The sequence below is a fragment of the Microcoleus sp. Pol7_B2 genome, assembly GCF_036701035.1.
GTDB lineage: Bacteria > Cyanobacteriota > Cyanobacteriia > Cyanobacteriales > Microcoleaceae > Microcoleus.
Map to the genome: position 1 here is coordinate 20,384 of NZ_JAUBQB010000071.1, position 17,318 is coordinate 37,701.

The 17,318-nt window shown below is 45.9% G+C and carries 16 protein-coding genes; 10 read left to right on the forward strand and 6 right to left on the reverse strand.

Going from position 1 to position 17,318, the window contains the following annotated elements; all coding sequences use genetic code 11:
- Positions 1 to 57 precede the first annotated feature (57 nt).
- The 3 genes from QUA57_RS22075 to QUA57_RS22085 are packed head-to-tail and all read right to left on the reverse strand — an operon-like array spanning position 58 to position 2,258.
- The gene (locus QUA57_RS22075; protein ID WP_333063596.1) at positions 58 to 225 is read right to left on the reverse strand and encodes a hypothetical protein; all 168 of its coding nucleotides are present in this window, start codon (positions 223 to 225) and stop codon (positions 58 to 60) included.
- The gene (locus QUA57_RS22080; RefSeq protein WP_333063597.1) at positions 210 to 1,268 is read right to left on the reverse strand and encodes a homogentisate phytyltransferase; all 1,059 of its coding nucleotides are present in this window, start codon (positions 1,266 to 1,268) and stop codon (positions 210 to 212) included. The genes QUA57_RS22075 and QUA57_RS22080 overlap by 16 nt, the downstream gene beginning before the upstream one ends.
- 36 nt (positions 1,269 to 1,304) lie before the next feature.
- Entirely contained in the window at positions 1,305 to 2,258 is a 954-nt protein-coding gene (locus QUA57_RS22085; protein WP_333063598.1) for a methyltransferase domain-containing protein, read from the reverse strand.
- A gap of 260 nt (positions 2,259 to 2,518) precedes the next feature.
- Here QUA57_RS22085 and QUA57_RS22090 point away from each other — a divergent pair, with 260 nt between their 5' ends.
- Both QUA57_RS22090 and QUA57_RS22095 read left to right on the forward strand, forming a co-directional pair.
- Complete coding sequence (locus tag QUA57_RS22090; protein ID WP_333063599.1) at positions 2,519 to 3,853, forward strand: TrkH family potassium uptake protein; 1,335 nt, start codon at positions 2,519 to 2,521, stop codon at positions 3,851 to 3,853.
- A 140-nt stretch (positions 3,854 to 3,993) separates the two neighbouring features.
- Positions 3,994 to 4,689, forward strand: a complete 696-nt coding sequence (locus tag QUA57_RS22095; protein ID WP_333063600.1) for a TrkA family potassium uptake protein — start codon at positions 3,994 to 3,996, stop codon at positions 4,687 to 4,689.
- Between the two features lie 337 nt (positions 4,690 to 5,026).
- Here the strand turns inward: QUA57_RS22095 and QUA57_RS22100 are convergent, their stop codons facing one another.
- Positions 5,027 to 5,260, reverse strand: coding sequence for a hypothetical protein (locus QUA57_RS22100; RefSeq protein ID WP_333035001.1), 234 nt, complete (start codon positions 5,258 to 5,260; stop codon positions 5,027 to 5,029).
- A gap of 310 nt (positions 5,261 to 5,570) precedes the next feature.
- On the opposite strand from QUA57_RS22100, the gene QUA57_RS22105 reads away from it, so the two are divergent.
- A complete protein-coding gene (locus tag QUA57_RS22105) occupies positions 5,571 to 6,170 on the forward strand; it encodes a sulfite oxidase-like oxidoreductase (RefSeq protein ID WP_333063608.1) in 600 nt (199 codons plus the stop codon).
- Between the two features lie 627 nt (positions 6,171 to 6,797).
- Positions 6,798 to 7,490 (forward strand): PEP-CTERM sorting domain-containing protein, encoded by a 693-nt coding sequence (locus QUA57_RS22110; protein ID WP_333063601.1) that lies wholly within the window; start codon positions 6,798 to 6,800, stop codon positions 7,488 to 7,490.
- 649 nt (positions 7,491 to 8,139) lie between these two features.
- On the opposite strand, the gene QUA57_RS22115 is transcribed toward QUA57_RS22110, so the two are convergent.
- Positions 8,140 to 8,667, reverse strand: a complete 528-nt coding sequence (locus QUA57_RS22115) for a mechanosensitive ion channel domain-containing protein (RefSeq protein WP_333063602.1) — start codon at positions 8,665 to 8,667, stop codon at positions 8,140 to 8,142.
- A gap of 273 nt (positions 8,668 to 8,940) precedes the next feature.
- Between QUA57_RS22115 and ahcY the strand changes: the two genes are divergently transcribed.
- The 4 genes from ahcY (at position 8,941) to QUA57_RS22135 (ending at position 14,482) form a co-directional block, all read left to right on the forward strand.
- Positions 8,941 to 10,218: an adenosylhomocysteinase gene (gene ahcY, locus QUA57_RS22120; RefSeq protein WP_333035008.1), complete on the forward strand. Its 1,278-nt coding sequence runs from the start codon at positions 8,941 to 8,943 to the stop codon at positions 10,216 to 10,218.
- A gap of 192 nt (positions 10,219 to 10,410) precedes the next feature.
- Complete coding sequence (locus QUA57_RS22125) at positions 10,411 to 11,028, forward strand: DedA family protein (RefSeq protein WP_333063603.1); 618 nt, start codon at positions 10,411 to 10,413, stop codon at positions 11,026 to 11,028.
- A gap of 444 nt (positions 11,029 to 11,472) precedes the next feature.
- Positions 11,473 to 12,897, forward strand: a complete 1,425-nt coding sequence (locus tag QUA57_RS22130; RefSeq protein ID WP_333063604.1) for an NADP-dependent isocitrate dehydrogenase — start codon at positions 11,473 to 11,475, stop codon at positions 12,895 to 12,897.
- Positions 12,898 to 13,144: 247 nt separating this feature from the next.
- Positions 13,145 to 14,482: a glycosyltransferase family 4 protein gene (locus QUA57_RS22135; RefSeq protein WP_333063606.1), complete on the forward strand. Its 1,338-nt coding sequence runs from the start codon at positions 13,145 to 13,147 to the stop codon at positions 14,480 to 14,482.
- A 20-nt stretch (positions 14,483 to 14,502) separates the two neighbouring features.
- On the opposite strand, the gene QUA57_RS22140 is transcribed toward QUA57_RS22135, so the two are convergent.
- Positions 14,503 to 15,117, reverse strand: coding sequence for a glutathione S-transferase N-terminal domain-containing protein (locus QUA57_RS22140; protein WP_333035015.1), 615 nt, complete (start codon positions 15,115 to 15,117; stop codon positions 14,503 to 14,505).
- Positions 15,118 to 15,253: 136 nt separating this feature from the next.
- Here QUA57_RS22140 and QUA57_RS22145 point away from each other — a divergent pair, with 136 nt between their 5' ends.
- Positions 15,254 to 15,646 (forward strand): DUF2358 domain-containing protein, encoded by a 393-nt coding sequence (locus tag QUA57_RS22145; RefSeq protein WP_333063607.1) that lies wholly within the window; start codon positions 15,254 to 15,256, stop codon positions 15,644 to 15,646.
- Between the two features lie 300 nt (positions 15,647 to 15,946).
- Positions 15,947 to 17,119 carry a TRC40/GET3/ArsA family transport-energizing ATPase gene (locus QUA57_RS22150; RefSeq protein ID WP_172188640.1) on the forward strand — a complete coding sequence of 391 codons (1,173 nt, stop codon included), beginning with the start codon at positions 15,947 to 15,949 and terminating at the stop codon, positions 17,117 to 17,119.
- Positions 17,120 to 17,318 lie beyond the last annotated feature (199 nt).

Here is a 17,318-nt window from a genome sequence, read left to right on the forward strand (position 1 = left end):
GTTTGGGAGTTCGCTAACTGGTAATTGCCAAATTGTTCTAACTTGTTAACTCTTCCTTCATTCTTTCCCCTTTCTTCTTCCTTCTTCCTTCTTCCGACTTCCTTCTTCCTTCTTCCTGACATCCGTTACATCCGTCGAGCGAATCCGTTGCCGAACTTCCTTCTTCCTGACATCCGTTACATCCGTCGAGCGAATCCGTTGCCGAACTTCTACCCCAACAAACAAGCTGCGGGAAAAATCAGATATTCTAAGAAAAACAACTTCCAGATAAACTGATAAAATGCAGCAATTTCTATTTTATCGTCCAAATTAACTTTCGCGCTCCAAAACCACATCAAACCCAAAGCCGCCAAATGAGAAACTCCCAGAAACACTAAATTAACATTAGACAATACGATCGCACCCGCCAAAGTCGCGCCCAAATAACAAACCGTCAACACCCAGCGAGATACATTAAAGACGGCCGGCTTGCCCAGCTCAATGGTAAACGTAGTAATATTATATTGCTTGTCCCCTTCCATGTCGGGGATATCTTTAAAAATGGCGATCGCAAACGTAAACACCACAACAAAAACCGTTAGCACCCAAACTTCCGCAGGAATGTCAAAAGACACACTCTCCAAACTCCAGCCAGAAAAAGCGCTTTTCGCCCTTCCCAAACCCAACACCCAATTAAAGTGCAAAAATAACCCTAAATTTACGATCGCGCCCCGCACCGTAAAAATGCACAGCGCCGCCCAGAAAGGAAACCGCTTCAGGCGAATTGGGGGCAGAGAATAAGCAGTCCCGATCGCCAAACTAACGCCAACGGTAGCCAGCAAAAACGGGCCTTGTAAAACAGCAGTCAAAATTGCTATAGTTCCCGTTGCAATTACAATTAATTCCCCGGTTTTCCGAGAAAACACTCCCGAGGCGATCGGCAAATACGGCTTATTTATTTTATCAATTTCAACATCTTCTAACTGGTTCAATCCCACAATATAAATATTGCCGCAAATGCAAGCCACCCAGGCAAAAGCTAGGGGCCCAAATACAGGATTCACAAACAGCCGCGCGCTTTGGGCGATCGCGTACAAAGCCAATACACTCAAGCTAGTACCCACAATTGTGTGAGGCCGAGAAAACTCCCAAAAAGCCCTCACCCAGCTTTGCGGAGCCGAGCCATTTTTATCAATCCAAGACTTGCCAATCGAATCATTGCCCATAAATCTCACACCCGCACCACACAAATAATATTCTCTAGGGTGTGCAATGCACACCTTACTCATCAACTCAACACTCAAAACTTCTCTGATATATGCCTGCTATTTTACAGCACAAATCATCCCAAAACGAATCAGCCCGCTCTGATATCCACGGCTCATCAATCCTAGAGCGAGTGCTGCTTGAATAGTCGTCCAACCGCTCGTGAGCAAACCCCAAATCGCGCTCGGAGTCAAAGCAGAATCGATCACCACATCCCAAAAAGGAGCAACAGCTTTTGACCAATCAGCGGTGCGAATACTTGTCAAAGGTAAACTGCGGACAATTTCCTCGTATTCCGGCAAAGAAATCACATAAGGCAAAGCATAAACTCGGTAAATTTCTGCCAATTGCTTTCTCTCTTCATCAGTTAATTCTCCCGCCGTTTCTCCCACCGGGCGGTGACACCAAGTTGCCAAAATCAAAGTTCCTCCCGGCTTGAGCACGCGGCAGCATTCCTGCAAAAACTTAATTTTGTCGGGCATATGTTCGCCACTTTCGAGGGACCAAACCAAGTCGAAGGACTCGTCCGGGAAAGGCATATTCAAAGCATCGGCCACCAAAAAATTCACATTGCTTTCTAGGCCAGCAATTTTAGCGCGTTCGGTCGCTCTGTTGGCCTGTACCGGACTCAGAGTAATCCCGGTCGCTGTAACGCTAGCGCTCGTTTTATTTAGTTCGGGCGATCGGCTATAATTTTGATCCGCCTCGCCATCCAACTTTAAATTATTTTGAGGGATAGAACTAAACTTTTCGGTCAAATATAGCGTGCTGCCGCCGATCCCGCAACCGACATCGAGAATGCGGTAAGATTCACACAGTGTCTTGTCTGACGGTACTCCAGCCCAAGCCAGCAGTTCTTCTATCAAATCTATCTGAGCCTGTCGGCGCTCTTTTTTCAAATTGCCATCCGGGCCGTAGTAACCGTGGTGCATATGTTCGCCCCACACCTGCTCCCACAAACCGCTAGAAGCGTCGTAAAGTTGCTGAATTTGCTGGTAAAGTGTTGATGTCATCGCCGGATCGCAAGTTATTAAAGGAATTCTACCGTTATTTTCCCGCTGTTGTCATAGAATTTGGCGATTCAGTTCGATCGGTCTCCGGCATTCGCCAAACAGAGATGTCCTGATTTCAAGCCCGACTATCTATTTGTGGGTTCCCTCTCAAACCTCAAATCTCAACTCGATTTGTGGGTTCCCTCTCAAACCTCAAATCTCAACTCGATTTGTGGGTTCCCTCTCCAATCTCCAATCTAAAATCTAAAATCTAAAATCGAATGACTGTCTCGCGAACCATTGCTTTGGGCTTTATCGCTGTCATCCTCGCAGGTGCTCTATTACTGATGATGCCCTTTTCCACAATTGATGGAACTTGGAGCGATCCAATAACAGCACTGTTTACCTCTACTTCCTCTGTCTGCGTCACAGGCTTGTCGGTTGTGGATGTCGGAAAATATTACTCTTTTTGGGGGCAACTTTGCCTAGTTTTACTGGTGCAAATAGGAGGCTTGGGCTACATGACAGCTACGACTTTCTTACTGCTGTTATTGGGCCGCCGCTTTGGCTTGAAAGACAAAGTTGCCCTGCAACAATCTCTCGACAAATCCGGGCTAGCCGGCGTAGTACAACTCGTGCAGTCAATTCTGGCAACAACGCTTTTGTTTGAATTAACAGGAGTGTTTTTGCTGATGACGGTTTTCGTCCCCCAATACGGATTTAAAGAGGGTGTGTGGTCGGCTATATTTCACAGTGTTAATTCGTTTAACAACGCCGGTTTTAGCATCTATTCCGATAATTTGATCGGCTACATCACTTCGCCTATGGTTAACTTCACAGTCAGTGGTTTAATCATATTTGGAGGAATTGGCTATCAAGTAATTATGGAAATGTACCTGTGGCTGCGCGATCGCTTCAACAAAAGCCCTATCTGCACAGTTTTTTCCCTGAACTTCAAAGTTGTTACCACTACAACGGCTGTCCTTTTAATTTTAGGAACGCTGGCCTTTTTGGTCCTCGAATACGACAACCCAAACACTTTCGGCTCTCTAACTTTTCCTCAAAAGCTGATGGCAGCTTGGTTTCAATCTGTTACTCCCCGCACGGCGGGGTTCAATACAATTAGCATTGGCCAAATGACCGAAGCCTCGCTATTTCTGACCATCGCGCTGATGTTTATCGGCGCCAGTCCTGGCAGCACCGGCGGCGGAATCAAAACCACAACTTTTAGGCTATTGTTTTGCTGTACCACAGCAGTTATCGAAGGTCAGGAAGATGTGGAGTGCTATCAGCGTCAAATCCCGCCACCCATGATTCTGAAAACCATTAGCGTAGTCTTCGGTTCCCTGTTGGTCGCGTTCACATCTGCAATTTTAATCGAGCTGACCAATCCCCAAGTAGAATTTATCGCAGCGCTGTATGAAGCAGTTTCAGCTTTTGGCACGGTCGGTCTTTCCACTGGGATTACACCCACGCTTTCAGCGATCGGTAAGTTGATTTTGATTGCTACAATGTACATAGGTCGGGTTGGGGTGCTGCTGCTGGTGAGTGCTGCATTCGGCGACCCAAAACCCAGGTCTTTTAAGTATGCTGAGGAAAGTTTGTTAGTGGGATAAAAAAATCCTGCCTACTTGCTGATAATCTAAACAATGGGTGACAACCCAAATCAACTTTTACTACTTACCTAAAAACCAAAAGGAGGCGGCGCTGTGTCTGCTAAAATTTAAACAGCAAGACGCTCAGCGCTGGATATTGAGTGAACCTGTCATCTTTGAATTTTTTTCGCACTTTGCGCGCCGACAACAAGCAGTTTGCAGTTATTGGTTTGGGACGCTTCGGTAGAGCTGTGTGTTCGACTCTGCACGGCTTGGGTTACGAAGTTCTGGGAGTTGACACTGATGAAAAAAAAGTAACTCAAGCTTTGACCGATCGTATTGCTGCTCACGTTGTACAGTTAGATTCTACTGAGCCTAGCGCTCTTGCGGAAGCCGGTATATTTGAATTTGAAACAGTGATTGTGGCGATCGGCAATTACCTAGCAGAAAGCATTACCACCACCCTAAATCTTAAGGAAGGCGGGGTAAGTCACGTAATAGCCAAAGCTTCTTCGGAAACTCACTTAAAACTGTTGAAAAAAGTCGGTGCAGATCATGTAGTTTTTCCCGAACGAGAAATGGGCTGCTCTGTGGCGCGCCTTCTTACAAAACCCAGCATTTTAGAACGCTTTGACCTCGACCCAGATCACAGCATCGTTGAGTTACTCGTTCCTGACAAGTTTGACGGTAAAACCGTCTCCGAATTGGAGCTCCGGCGCAAGTATGGTTTGAACTTGCTAGCAGTCGGGCGCGCAGACAAGTTCGAGATTAATCCGGAGCCAACCGAACGCTTGAGAAAGGGCGACGCGATGGTAGTAATTGGTTCTAATAAAGATATCAGTCGCCTGCCAATTTAACAGCTCGCCATTTTACGCACATATAGCAAAATTCCTGGACTCAGAAACCCGATTTATTGTGTTCCGAGTGTCTAAGCCCTGAGCAATTCTTGCCAGATGTGTGAAAATTTCATACTCTTACAAACCCGGTTTATCTAAGATAAACCGGGTTTCTCTGTCGATCTTGATATTCTAATTTTTAACCGAAATATCTAAATTGAATTTCACCAGTTCTGGGGTTGGTTCCGCCTTTGCGACCCCCTCGGAGAACCTAGCCAGACAAATCGCGAAAATTGTTAACAACGTAGCAGCACTTGATCGCGCTCCCGCAAATAATAGGAGCGCTAGCCTTGAAAATTCAGCCCACTTTCAAGATTTTTTGCAAATAAGCTTTGCCAAAAACCACCACCGCCAAGACTAGAGCGAGTTCAACAAACCAAGGACACGCCGCCACAAACCAAATTAACGAACACACTCCAATAATTGCAGCTATGGGAGCCGGAATTCCGTCTAGCGTTCTGTTGTCAGTCCCGGCAGTCACCCACCAAGCAACCAAGCAGACCGTCAAAGGAATCAAGCAACTTGTGATCATGATTTTTACCCCATCAATGTTTTTTACATATGGCATCTGAGCATATTGTTACAATACATCAAAGATTCAGAAATGCACCATCAATTGCGATAAAATTTAAGGTTAGGTAATTCATACTCTGGGGTGATATATTTTGTAATTTTTAGCTTAGCCTCTCTCAGAAGGCATAAGTAGGTTGGCATCAGGCAGGAGTGTGGGATTTTTATTTCGGCAGAAGTGCTTTTGCTTTCTACCTTGAGATGAATTGCGATGCGCCCATCTCTGCAAGTTATACTCAGGAGTGCAGTCAGTTACTGTAGAGCGTGAATCAATGCTGGGCAAATTTTTTCGCAAGCCAGAATCAGAAAACAGCGATCGCGTCCCCCCGGGTCAATACCTCGCCAACGGGTTTCCCGTGCTGACCTACGGCGATACACCCTCCGTCAGCATTGAGAGTTGGGAATTTAAAGTGTGGGGATTGGCTAAACCACAAACCTTCACTTGGTCGGACTTCCAGGCCATGCCCCAAAGTAACTTTACAGCGGATTTTCACTGCGTCACTCGGTGGTCAAAACTCGACGTGCAGTGGACGGGAGTCAAAGTCACAGATTTTATGAACTACATAGAATTCGATCCGAAAGCTCTGCACGTCCTGGAACACTGCTACGGCGGCTACACTACCAACATTGCGATCGCCGACTTCCTCCGAGAAGAAAACTTTTTCGCCCACACCGTCTTCGGCGAACCTCTATCGGCCGACCACGGTGGCCCAATGCGGCTCGTAGTTCCCCACTTGTACGCTTGGAAAAGCGCTAAATGGATTAACGGCCTGGAGTTTACAGAAACCCAAGAACTGGGTTTTTGGGAACGTAACGGCTACCACCAGCGGGGCGAACCTTGGGCAGAGGAACGCTACAGCGGTCTGTTTTGAGGCGGGCGATCAGGAGCAAGGACGGGGCCAGACCTTCTCTATACAATCTTTGTTGAGGGCCAATCCGGTCTTTTACGGCTTAACTCTGCAGAAATTGCATCTCCTCGATCGCATCTTTGGGATATCTCACGCCACGGTATCTATTTAATTCAACCAAAATACGTAGACCCAACGATCGCATTTTGTAGGTAATTTACCCGATAGATAAACTACTTTAACTGCCCTACACAAGCCCCAAAAAACAAATATTGCCAGTTTCTGGCTAATAGAAAACTTCTGGAACTGTCAGTACCCACGAATATTACCGTATTTATACTTAAGTGTTTGCTATTGAGGATTGAGACTTGAGAATATAATAAAAAATTAGCATAAGCCCCATCCCAATCACTTTTGATGCCCCGCGCTCCCATGCCCGCGAATGCAAGGTTTCAAGCCACAATATTGATAATTATTTAGTGGGTATTATGAGGGAGCGATCGCCCACCGGCAGATGCGATCGACACCATTTATGAAGGATATGTAAAGGCTTGATAAAGAATATGTCAAACTTTACCTAAAGTGCCCCAAATACAAACAAAGTATCGCATAATGAAATTATTAAGACCACCGCACAAAAGGAATCCGGTTATGAATACCAAACTATTATCCGCCCTAACAGCTACCGCAGCCGCCACAGCTCTGTTTGGCGCCGGAGCTCCTGCTCAGGCAGCGTCCTTTGGTACCAACGGCATCACATTCAGCCAAGATACCAGCGTCAAGTTTAACTTCCAAGAATCTCACGGTGCGTATACTTCCTCTTTGGGAATCTACAGCGTGAAGGACTCGGCGCGCACTCTAGTTAAAACCCTGTTTTCGGAAACTAAATCCTCAGACGACGACTGGGAGAACGAATGGAAAGGAACTCTGGGCAATACAGTCTTGGGTCCTGGATCGACAGTATTCACATTCCTGGCTAATCAAATTTATACTTTGGGACTCAACAGCGGCACCAACGGCAGTGTCTACTCGACCTCAGCCTTCAACAGCGGCGGCCAGCAAGCCGTGTTTGGCGCGCAATCGCAACTGTGGAACGCGCTCGACAAAGACACCACGAAGGCCTTCAAAGCAGCCGGAGAATTCACAAACGGATTGGATTCTCTGTTTAACGGAGGCACGCTAATTGGCTTCGACGATCGCGGTGGCGGGAACGACTCCGACTTCCAAGATTTCACAGTGAGCGCAGAAGCAGTTCCCGAACCGATGACAATGACTGGTTTGGCTCTCGGTTTGGGTGGCTTGGTTGCAGCGCGCCGTCGCCGCGCTAGCAAGACTACTTCCTGATATTTTTCAACGGGGACAATTTCCTCAATTACGTTTGACAAAATAAAATTCAATTAGAAGGCGCGCTAATCAGAAATGGGCTCGCCTTTTGCTTGATTTTAAAAGTCAGAAGGGAGAAGTCATATCAATTCTGGTTCCACTCTTCATGATTGTTGACTGTGGACTGTTGACTCGGGGTCGCCAAACTGAATGATGGTTGAGTGTTGGATGTTGACTCGATTTTACGCGCGACGATGAAGCGCGGATTTGATATCAGAGGGAAGTTCGGCCACGCAGCAGCGTACGAGATTTAACGGATTTAACGCATGGGTGTGGAGGGCAAAAGTTAAGAGTGAAGAAGTCCGACCGGAAAAACAGGATTTTTCCGACTCTCCGACTATCCCACTCTCGCCCTCTCCCACTGTCTCCCTCTCCCAATTCAAAATTCAAAACTCACTTACGGTAAAGTGTTCCATCGTACAAAGTCACCGAGCCCAGTTGAAGAATTTGGCTTTGCATAATAGCGAGATTATTTTGATTGTTTTGTGGGATGGGCCCATGAGCCCGAAGGCGCGTATTTTCACAGCAGGTGGGACGCCTAACCCCTACTCCCCACAAGAATCATCCTCAAATTGTGCAACGCCCCGAATTTGGTCAGCCCGGACGCACGCTACTTTAATCGCCACCACAACCAGGTCTTTTGTCCGTCGCACCTGTGCTTGTTCATGCAGCGTCCAATAGCGGAGAATAAGATCGAAGGAAGCTTAGTTAATGCCTGAACTATCAACTTCTCAAGTTGTTTGGGACAAAACGCCTTCGACGGAAATAGGTTTAACCAAGGTTTCAATTGCTCAGGAAGGTCGGTATCGTAGGCTAAAATTAAACGCAGGTTGGTTCGCCTGTGTGCAATTGTTGTTAGTATCCGCACTGAATTGGTAAATACGCTCGCCTTCGGCACGATAACTTGCTCTCCCAAATCACTAATAAGTTGAGTTGAACGCAGCAAAATCTTTTCAAGATTACCTTCAAAGCCTTCTACAATTATCCGATCGCCCAATTGAAACGGTTCGTGCAACAGCAAGAATATTTCCGCTAAAAAGTATTTGAAGATGTCTTGGAATAGGAAACTAATCCCTACTGAACCAAGTCCTAACCAACTGATGATATCTGCAGGTCGCCAAGCTGGGAACGCAATCACGCAGGGGATCAAACTGCCAGCAGCCCAAGTGAGAGTGTCAAATAATTAAAGAATGCCACGCTAACACAAAAGATTGAGATCCATCGCCGGACAGGAATATTTGACTCTCACTCTGCGGGTGACTCCATCGACTCGTTCGCTAATCATTAAAACACAATCAAAATTTAAGATTAGCAGCGCCGACCCCGATCGAGTAAAATCACAGCACTTGCCCGCCGATGACTTAATCTGCTAAAACTAACAAAGTTTGATGATTTCTGAGAAATAACATACATGGTTGCTACATCCGTCAAGATTAAACACGAAGTCAAAGACTTGTCCCTCGCCCCCTTGGGAAAGCAACGCATCGAGTGGGCCGGCCGGGAAATGCCCGTTTTGCGGCAAATTCAAGAACGCTTCGCTAAAGAAAAGCCTTTCGCTGGCATTCGCTTGGCTGCTTGCTGCCACGTAACCACAGAAACCGCTCATTTGGCGATCGCCATCAAACTCGGCGGTGGCGACGCCGTACTGATCGCCAGCAACCCCTTGAGCACTCAAGATGACGTAGCGGCTTGCTTAGTTCAAGACTACGGCATTTCCGTCTTCGCCCTCAAAGGAGAAGATGCGGCTACCTACGAACGTCACGTCTACACAGCCCTAGACCACCGCCCCAATATTATCATCGACGACGGCAGCGACGTGGTAGCGGCACTAATCCAGCACCGGCCGAACCAAATTTCCGACTTAATCGGAACTACCGAAGAAACTACCACAGGCATCGTGCGCCTGCGGGCCATGTTGAAAGACGGCGTGCTGACTTTCCCGGCAATGAACGTCAACGACGCCGACACCAAGCACTTCTTTGACAACCGCTACGGCACCGGTCAATCTACCCTAGACGGCATTATCCGCGCTACGAATATTTTGTTAGCCGGTAAAAATATTGTGGTTGCAGGTTACGGTTGGTGCGGCAAAGGCACGGCACTGCGCGCCCGCGGTATGGGTGCTAACGTAATTGTCACCGAAATCGATCCGATTCGGGCGATCGAAGCAGTGATGGACGGTTTCCGCGTCATGCCGATGGACGAAGCAGCAACAGTCGGAGATATATTCATTACCGTTACCGGCAACAAACACGTCATTCGTGCCGAACATTTCGAGACAATGAAAGACGGCGCAATTGTTTGCAATTCCGGTCACTTCGACATTGAAATTGACCTCAAATCCCTCGGCGCAAAAAGCACCGACGTGAAAACAGTCCGGTCTTTCACTCAAGAATATCACCTCAATAATGGCAAATCGATTATTGTGTTGGGCGAAGGTCGTTTGATCAACTTGGCAGCCGCCGAAGGACACCCCAGCGCCGTGATGGATATGAGCTTTGCTAACCAAGCTTTAGCCTGCGAATATCTAGTTACGAACAAAGGCAAACTAGAGCCTGGTATTCACTCAATTCCCGTGGAAGTTGACAAAGAAATTGCCCGTCTCAAATTGGAAGCAATGGGTATTCACATTGATACCTTGACTGCCGAACAAATTGAGTACACAAACTCTTGGACTTCGGGGACTTAATCATCGTTTATCGTTCCCAGGCTCTTCCTGGGAATGAATGCAGCAAGGCTCTGCCTCCCGTATTCGGAGTCGAGGCAGAGCCTCGCTTATATGCGTTAATAGGCTCTGCCTTTAATGAGCAAAAACGAGCAAAAATACAAGCAACAAAAGCAACAAGAAGATTACAAACTACATATTACCTAGTGAATCAAAATGGTTGAATGGATAACTAACACAATGCAGTCGATGGGCTATCTGGGAATAGGGCTGTTGATGTTTTTAGAAAATCTTTTTCCGCCCATACCCTCAGAATTGATTATGCCGCTGGCAGGATTCACGGCATCAAAGGGTGATGATATGCAGTTAGCACCGGCGATCGCAGCAGGAGTAATTGGTACAATTCTGGGCGCGCTTCCCTGGTACTATGCGGGTAAACTATTGAGCGAAGAACGCTTGAGGAATTTAGCCGACAAATACGGCAAGTGGATCACAGTATCGGGCGCCGATATTGACAAAGCAAATAGATGGTTTAACAGACACGGCAACAAAGCCGTGTTTTTGTGTCGCCTCGTACCGGGAGTTCGCACCCTGATTTCCCTGCCCGCTGGCATCAATAATATGCCTTTAATTCCTTTTTTACTATACTCAACAGGTGGCACTCTTTTATGGGTAAGTTTCCTGACTTTTGCAGGATATAAACTAGGGGAAAATTATACACTTGTAGATGATTATCTGGGCCCTCTTTCCAAAATAGTTGTGGTGATTATTGTCATTTGGTTTATATTGTGGGTTGTCAAAAAGAATATGCAGAAGGAAAAATATCGCAAATAAATGCAAAATTTGTGAAAATAATCTGCGTTTATTTGCGTTCATCAGCCGCTACAATCACCATTTTGACCCGCCCAAAAACCCATACAACTTTCTGACAGGAGTCGTGAGCCGCCCAAAATTTTAGACTAATGTTCAACCTCCCAGATTCATGGGGGGAGTAAATCTAAAAATCTCAAATCTAAAATCTAAAATTCACTGACCTGTTTCCAGCATCTTCCTAACCGTAGCGCTGAAAGATAGAGAGGGAGATTTGATAGAAACTTCTGCTATCTTTGCTACTTTTTTAAATTAGCTTTTAAAGGGGTAATCGCCCAAAAGTCACAGTGACGGGCAGCCGAGCGCCCAAAAATCCCACTTAAATTTATACAAATATTTAGGATTGGTTGAGGTTTAGGCAGACAATCGTGGCAAAATAGGGAACATTCCTATCCGCACTGTTAAGATATGTACGAAAAGATTGTAGCCCCAACAACAGGTTCTAAAATTACTTTCAAAGACGGTTCGCCGATCGTCCCCAATGACCCGATTATTCCCTTCATTCGCGGCGACGGTACCGGCGTTGACTTGTGGCCTGCATCCCAGAAAGTGATGGATGCTGCGGTAGAAAAGGCTTACGGTGGCGATCGAAAAATCAACTGGTTTAAAATCTATGTAGGCGACGAAGCCTGCGATGTCTACGGTACTTACCAATATCTGCCCCAGGATTCCTTAAACGCCATCAAAGAATACGGAGTCGCCATCAAAGGGCCACTGACAACCCCAATCGGGGGTGGCATTCGATCGCTAAACGTAGCTTTACGGCAAATCTTCGACCTTTACGCCTGCGTGCGACCCTGCAAATATTATGCTGGAACACCATCGCTACACAAAACTCCTGAACTCCTAGATGTAATTATTTACCGGGAAAATACAGAAGATATTTACCTCGGAATTGAATGGGCTAAAGGCAGCGAAATCGGCAAAAAATTGATTGAATTCCTCAATAATGAGTTAATTCCCGCAACACCAGAACATGGCAAAAAACAAATTCGCCTCGATTCAGGAATCGGAATTAAACCCATTAGCAAAACAGGTTCTCAGCGTTTAGTGCGGCGCGCCATTACTCACGCTTTACGGTTGCCAAAAGATAAGCAGCAAGTAACTTTGGTGCACAAAGGCAACATCATGAAATATACTGAAGGAGCTTTCCGAGATTGGGGTTATGAATTAGCAACCACCGAATTTCGCGAACAGTGCGTAACTGAAAGAGAGTCTTGGATTCTGGGCAACAAAGAAAAAAATCCCGACCTTAGCTTAGAAGATAATGCTCGCCAAATAGACCCCGGATACGATGCTTTGACCCCAGAAAAACAAGCCAAAATTCGTCAAGAAGTAGCCGACGTTCTGTTTGCAATTTGGGACAGTCACGGCAGTGGTCAGTGGAAAGAAAAAATTATGGTCAACGACCGAATTGCTGACAGTATTTTCCAACAAATTCAAACACGACCGGCCGAGTATTCGATTTTGGCGACAATGAATCTGAACGGGGATTATTTATCCGATGCGGCCGCTGCCATTGTGGGTGGATTGGGTATGGGCCCTGGTGCGAATATTGGTGATGAATGTGCAGTTTTTGAGGCTACTCACGGCACTGCACCGAAACACGCTGGTTTGGATAAAGTCAATCCCGGTTCCCTGATTTTGTCCGGGGTAATGATGTTAGAATACATGGGATGGCAGGAAGCAGCAGACTTGATTAAGAAGGGTTTGGGAGCGGCAATTTCTAACGGTGAAGTTACTTACGATTTGGCGAGGTTGATGGAGCCGCAGGTGCCTGAGTTGAAGTGTTCGGAGTTTGCGGAGGCGATTATTAAGCATTTCGCGGATTGAGTTCCTCGGTGCGCCAACAATTGAGTGCTGGAAGCAGGTCAGAAAATCATTCCCATCCTGAATCAGCAGTAGCTTTAAAACAACACCGCGATCTTCTATGTATTGGTACACTTGCCAAGATAGGGAGAGCGGTGTTATAAAGTTCTTGAGTCCCAGAGCAATTATCACTCATTCGCGAACAATTAGTTAGGGTAGGGAAGTAAGGAGGCAACCCCAGGGAATTTCTCCTAAACCTATATCCCGAATTATGACAACTTGTACAGATACTGGAGTTTTTATGGAAAATAAAGAGAAAACTGATACGATGCGGGTTTTGATTTTGGCGGATGTTTGCAATCCTGAGTGGCCTTCTTTACCGGTAGTTGGATATAAATTTGCGCGGGCGATAAGCAATTATGTTAATGCTACGGTTGTTACCCAAATTAGGAATAAACCAAATATTGATAAAGTCGGGATGGGTAACGCTAAAGTAGTTTATATAGATACAGAAAATGTTGCTGCTCCCATTCAAAATCTAGCTAATTTACTAACCGGTGGCTCAGAAAAATCCTGGACTATTAGGACAGCGCTGGGTTATTTCAGCTATCTCGCCTTTGAGTGGGAAGTATGGCAGCGCTACAAGCAAGAGTTGCAACGCGGGGATTTCGATGTCGTTCACCGGATTACCCCGATGTCGCCCACGCAGCCAAGTCCTATGGCAGCTTGGAGTCCTATTCCTTTTTTACTAGGGCCTCTCAACGGCGGGCTGCCTTGGCCGAAAGCTTTCACAACAGAGTTGAAGCGGGAACGGGAGTGGTTGAGCTATGTGCGAAATGCTTACAGGTTAATGCCTTTTTACCGCTCTACTTATGAACGTTCAGCAGGAATTCTGGCGGCATTCGATCACACGATCGTAGATTTGCCAGCCTCAGCGAGATCGAAGACAATTAATTATGCCGAAGTTGGCATCGATCCCGAATTGTTTAAGCTGCCCGAACGCTCTAGCAGCGAACAAGTGACTGTACTGTTTGCCGGGAGGCTAGTTCCCTATAAATTGCCAGAAGTTGTTATTCGCGCTTTTGCTAACAGTTCGATTTTGCAGCAGCATAAATTAGCGATCGTTGGCGACGGACCCGAACGTCCTAGACTAGAACAATTAATCGCAGAACAAAATTTAGGCAACTGCGTTAAACTTTTAGGTCAAAAAACCCAACCTGAAGTGGGAGAATTGATGCGCCAAGCTGAGATTTTTGCTTTTCCCTCGATTCGCGAACTGGGGGCTGGCGTTGTAGTTGAGGCAATGGCCTGCGGTATGGCTTGTGTTGTAGTTGACTACGGCGGACCAGGTGCGCTGGTAGAGCCCGATCGGGGGATTAAAGTTCCTATGGGTAATTTTGACACACTGGTAAAAAATTTTACCGCAGAACTCGAACAGCTTGTCGCCGATCGCGCTCGTGTTGCACGCATGGGCATTGCAGCCCACAATTATGCCATGAATCACTATTCCTGGGATGTTAAAGCTCAGCAGATGCTGCAAGTTTATCAATGGTTAGCAAGTCATGGCAGTGTCAAACCGGATTTTGAGCAACAGTCAAATACCTTGTGACCGCTCGTCAAGTTTAATTCTCAGTTAGGACTTACGCCAACTGCCATGCCACGCTCAACGGCGGGACGCTTCTGCACTGTTTCTACCCAACGTTTGAGGTGGGGGTGGTTGTCAAGGGTTAATCCTTGAAATTCGTAAATAGCAACCCACGGATAGGTAGCAATGTCGGCGATCGAATAGTCGCCGCAAATGTATTCATATTTTGCTAGTTGAGTGTCTAATACTCCGTAGAGGCGCAAGGTTTCTTTTTCGTAACGCCCAATCGCATAGGGAATTTGTTCGGGTGCAAAGCGTTTGAAGTGGTTTAGCTGACCAAACATCGGGCCGACGCTGGCCATTTGAAACATCAGCCACTGCATTACTTGAAAGTATTTTTGTTTGTCGGTGGGCAGAAATCTGCCGCTTTTTTCGGCAAGATAGAGCAGAATAGCGCCGGACTCGAAGACGGTGATGCCGTTATCTCGATCGACTATCGCCGGAATTTTGCTGTTGGGGTTGATGGCGATGAACTCTGGGCTAAACTGGTCGTTTTTTGTGATGTCGATGACGTGCACGTTGTAGGGTAAACCTATTTCTTCGAGCATGATCGAGACTTTGCGACCGTTCGGGGTGGTAAAAGTGTAGAGGTCAATCATAGTTGTGATGTTAAGTTGAAAGTTTGCAAGGCAGGAAATAACATGATATACTATCACAATTTGGATGAAAATTCTGATAGTATATCTATTGTGTTAAAATTATATTCTAATAATAGAAGAATAACGATCGCTCGAAATGGACATTATTGAAATTCTCAAAGACGATTATCAAACATTTCCCGAGAATCAGACTTACAGCATCTATGCAAAAGATGTTTATTTTGAAGATCCGGTGAACCGATTTACAGGAGTTGAGCGCTACCGCAAAATGATCGGGTTTATAGGTACTTTTTTTCAGGATGTAAATCTCGATTTGTACGGGATTTCTCAGTCTGGAGATACTATAGACACTCGCTGGACTCTGAGCTGGATAGCACCGCTACCTTGGAAACCGAAAATGGCGATCGCCGGTAGGAGCGAACTGAAAGTCAACAGCGACGGTTTAATTGTTTCTCACATCGATTACTGGGACTGTTCGCGGTTGGATGTTCTCAAACAGCTTGTATTTCCTCGGAAAACTAATGTTTGAGAATTTTTCTTAGGTTTTTTAGCAATAAAAAATATTGTTTTAAGAGCGATATCCCTTTTTTAACCGCAGATGTTAGCAGATAAACACAGATGAACGCTGAGGGATTTTTATTTGTTGCAATTGATATCTGAGATAAGTAATTTTAACTGATATTGACATTGCACCAATTTCCTGGATCACGGGAAAGGTGCTGGGTTCAGCGGTGGGCGATCGCCCAAATTAATTCCCCCACAAAATTAATTTTTGTTACATAACGTTACAATATAGGAGTAAATTACTTTCAGGCGAGCTAAACAATCAATGCGCTTAATATTAATGACTGGAAAAGGCGGCGTCGGCAAAACCTCCGTAGCCGCTGCGACGGGGCTGCGATGTGCCGAATTGGGATACAAAACCCTAGTGCTGAGTACAGATCCCGCTCACTCCTTAGCCGACAGCTTTGACATGGAACTGGGACACGATTCGCGGCTGGTGAAACCGAATTTGTGGGGAGCAGAATTAGACGCTCTCAGGGAATTAGAAGGCAATTGGGGAGCAGTTAAGCGCTACATTACTCAAGTCTTGCGAGCGCAGGGACTCGAAGGGGTGCAAGCTGAAGAATTAGCCATCTTGCCCGGAATGGATGAAATCTTCGGTTTAGTGCGGATGAAGCGGCATTACGACGAAGGCGAATTTGATGTTTTAATTATCGATTCTGCTCCGACTGGCACAGCATTGAGACTGCTAAGTTTGCCGGAAGTTGGCGGCTGGTACATGAGAAAATTTTACAAGCCGCTGCAAGGCATATCAGCCGCCCTTAGACCTTTAGTTGAACCTATTTTTAGACCAATTGCGGGTTTTTCTTTACCTGACAAAGAGGTGATGGATGCACCTTACGAATTTTACGAACAAATCGAAGCTTTGGAAAAAGTTTTAACTGACAATACTGTGACTTCGGTAAGGTTAGTTACCAATCCCGAAAAAATGGTAATTAAAGAGTCTCTGCGCGCTCATGCCTATTTGAGTTTGTACAATGTAGCCACAGATTTAGTAGTGGCTAACCGGATTATTCCAGCCGAAGTAACTGACCCATTTTTTAAACGGTGGAAAGAAAGCCAGGAGCAGTACCGTCAGGAAATTCACTCAGATTTCATGCCCCTGCCAGTTAAGGAAGTGCCACTTTATTCTGAAGAAATGTGCGGTTTGGCAGCTTTGGAACGGTTGAAAGAAACCCTTTACAAAGACGAAGATCCCAGTCAAGTTTATTACAAAGAAAATACGATTAAGATTGTGCAGGAAAACAATCAATATAGTCTTGAGCTGTATTTGCCCGGAATTGCTAAGGATCAGATCCAGTTGAGCAAAACGGGAGATGAGTTGAATGTTCGGATTGGGAATCACCGCCGTAATTTGGTGTTACCGCAAGCTTTAGCGGCGCTGCAACCTTCAGGGGCGAAGATGGAGGATGATTATTTGAAAATTAAGTTTGCTTAACCAGACTTACGCACAATCAACCTAAACAACCCGGTTTCTAGGAAAAATCGTGGATAATCCCTTGAGATATTCACGCAGAAACCGGATTTTTTGCCTGCGTGCAGGTACAGGGTAAACGCATCTATAGTTATTTCAAATAAATGTGAGACAGAGGTAAGATCATGATAAAATCGATAAAAATAGTTAATTAGAAAAAAAT

Excerpts from the sequence above, each read along its gene's own strand:
- QUA57_RS22085 (WP_333063598.1), bottom strand. The coding sequence starts at position 2,258 with ATGACATCAACACTTTACCAGCAAATTCAGCAACTTTACGACGCTTCT.
- QUA57_RS22100 (WP_333035001.1), bottom strand. The coding sequence starts at position 5,260 with ATGATCACAAGTTGCTTGATTCCTTTGACGGTCTGCTTGGTTGCTTGG.
- QUA57_RS22130 (WP_333063604.1), top strand. The coding sequence starts at position 11,473 with ATGTACGAAAAGATTGTAGCCCCAACAACAGGTTCTAAAATTACTTTC.
- QUA57_RS22105 (WP_333063608.1), top strand. The coding sequence starts at position 5,571 with ATGCTGGGCAAATTTTTTCGCAAGCCAGAATCAGAAAACAGCGATCGC.
- QUA57_RS22135 (WP_333063606.1), top strand. The coding sequence starts at position 13,145 with ATGACAACTTGTACAGATACTGGAGTTTTTATGGAAAATAAAGAGAAA.
- QUA57_RS22090 (WP_333063599.1), top strand. The coding sequence starts at position 2,519 with ATGACTGTCTCGCGAACCATTGCTTTGGGCTTTATCGCTGTCATCCTC.
- ahcY (WP_333035008.1), top strand. The coding sequence starts at position 8,941 with ATGGTTGCTACATCCGTCAAGATTAAACACGAAGTCAAAGACTTGTCC.
- QUA57_RS22150 (WP_172188640.1), top strand. The coding sequence starts at position 15,947 with ATGCGCTTAATATTAATGACTGGAAAAGGCGGCGTCGGCAAAACCTCC.
- QUA57_RS22140 (WP_333035015.1), bottom strand. The coding sequence starts at position 15,117 with ATGATTGACCTCTACACTTTTACCACCCCGAACGGTCGCAAAGTCTCG.
- QUA57_RS22110 (WP_333063601.1), top strand. The coding sequence starts at position 6,798 with ATGAATACCAAACTATTATCCGCCCTAACAGCTACCGCAGCCGCCACA.
- QUA57_RS22125 (WP_333063603.1), top strand. The coding sequence starts at position 10,411 with ATGGTTGAATGGATAACTAACACAATGCAGTCGATGGGCTATCTGGGA.
- QUA57_RS22080 (WP_333063597.1), bottom strand. The coding sequence starts at position 1,268 with ATGAGTAAGGTGTGCATTGCACACCCTAGAGAATATTATTTGTGTGGT.
- QUA57_RS22145 (WP_333063607.1), top strand. The coding sequence starts at position 15,254 with ATGGACATTATTGAAATTCTCAAAGACGATTATCAAACATTTCCCGAG.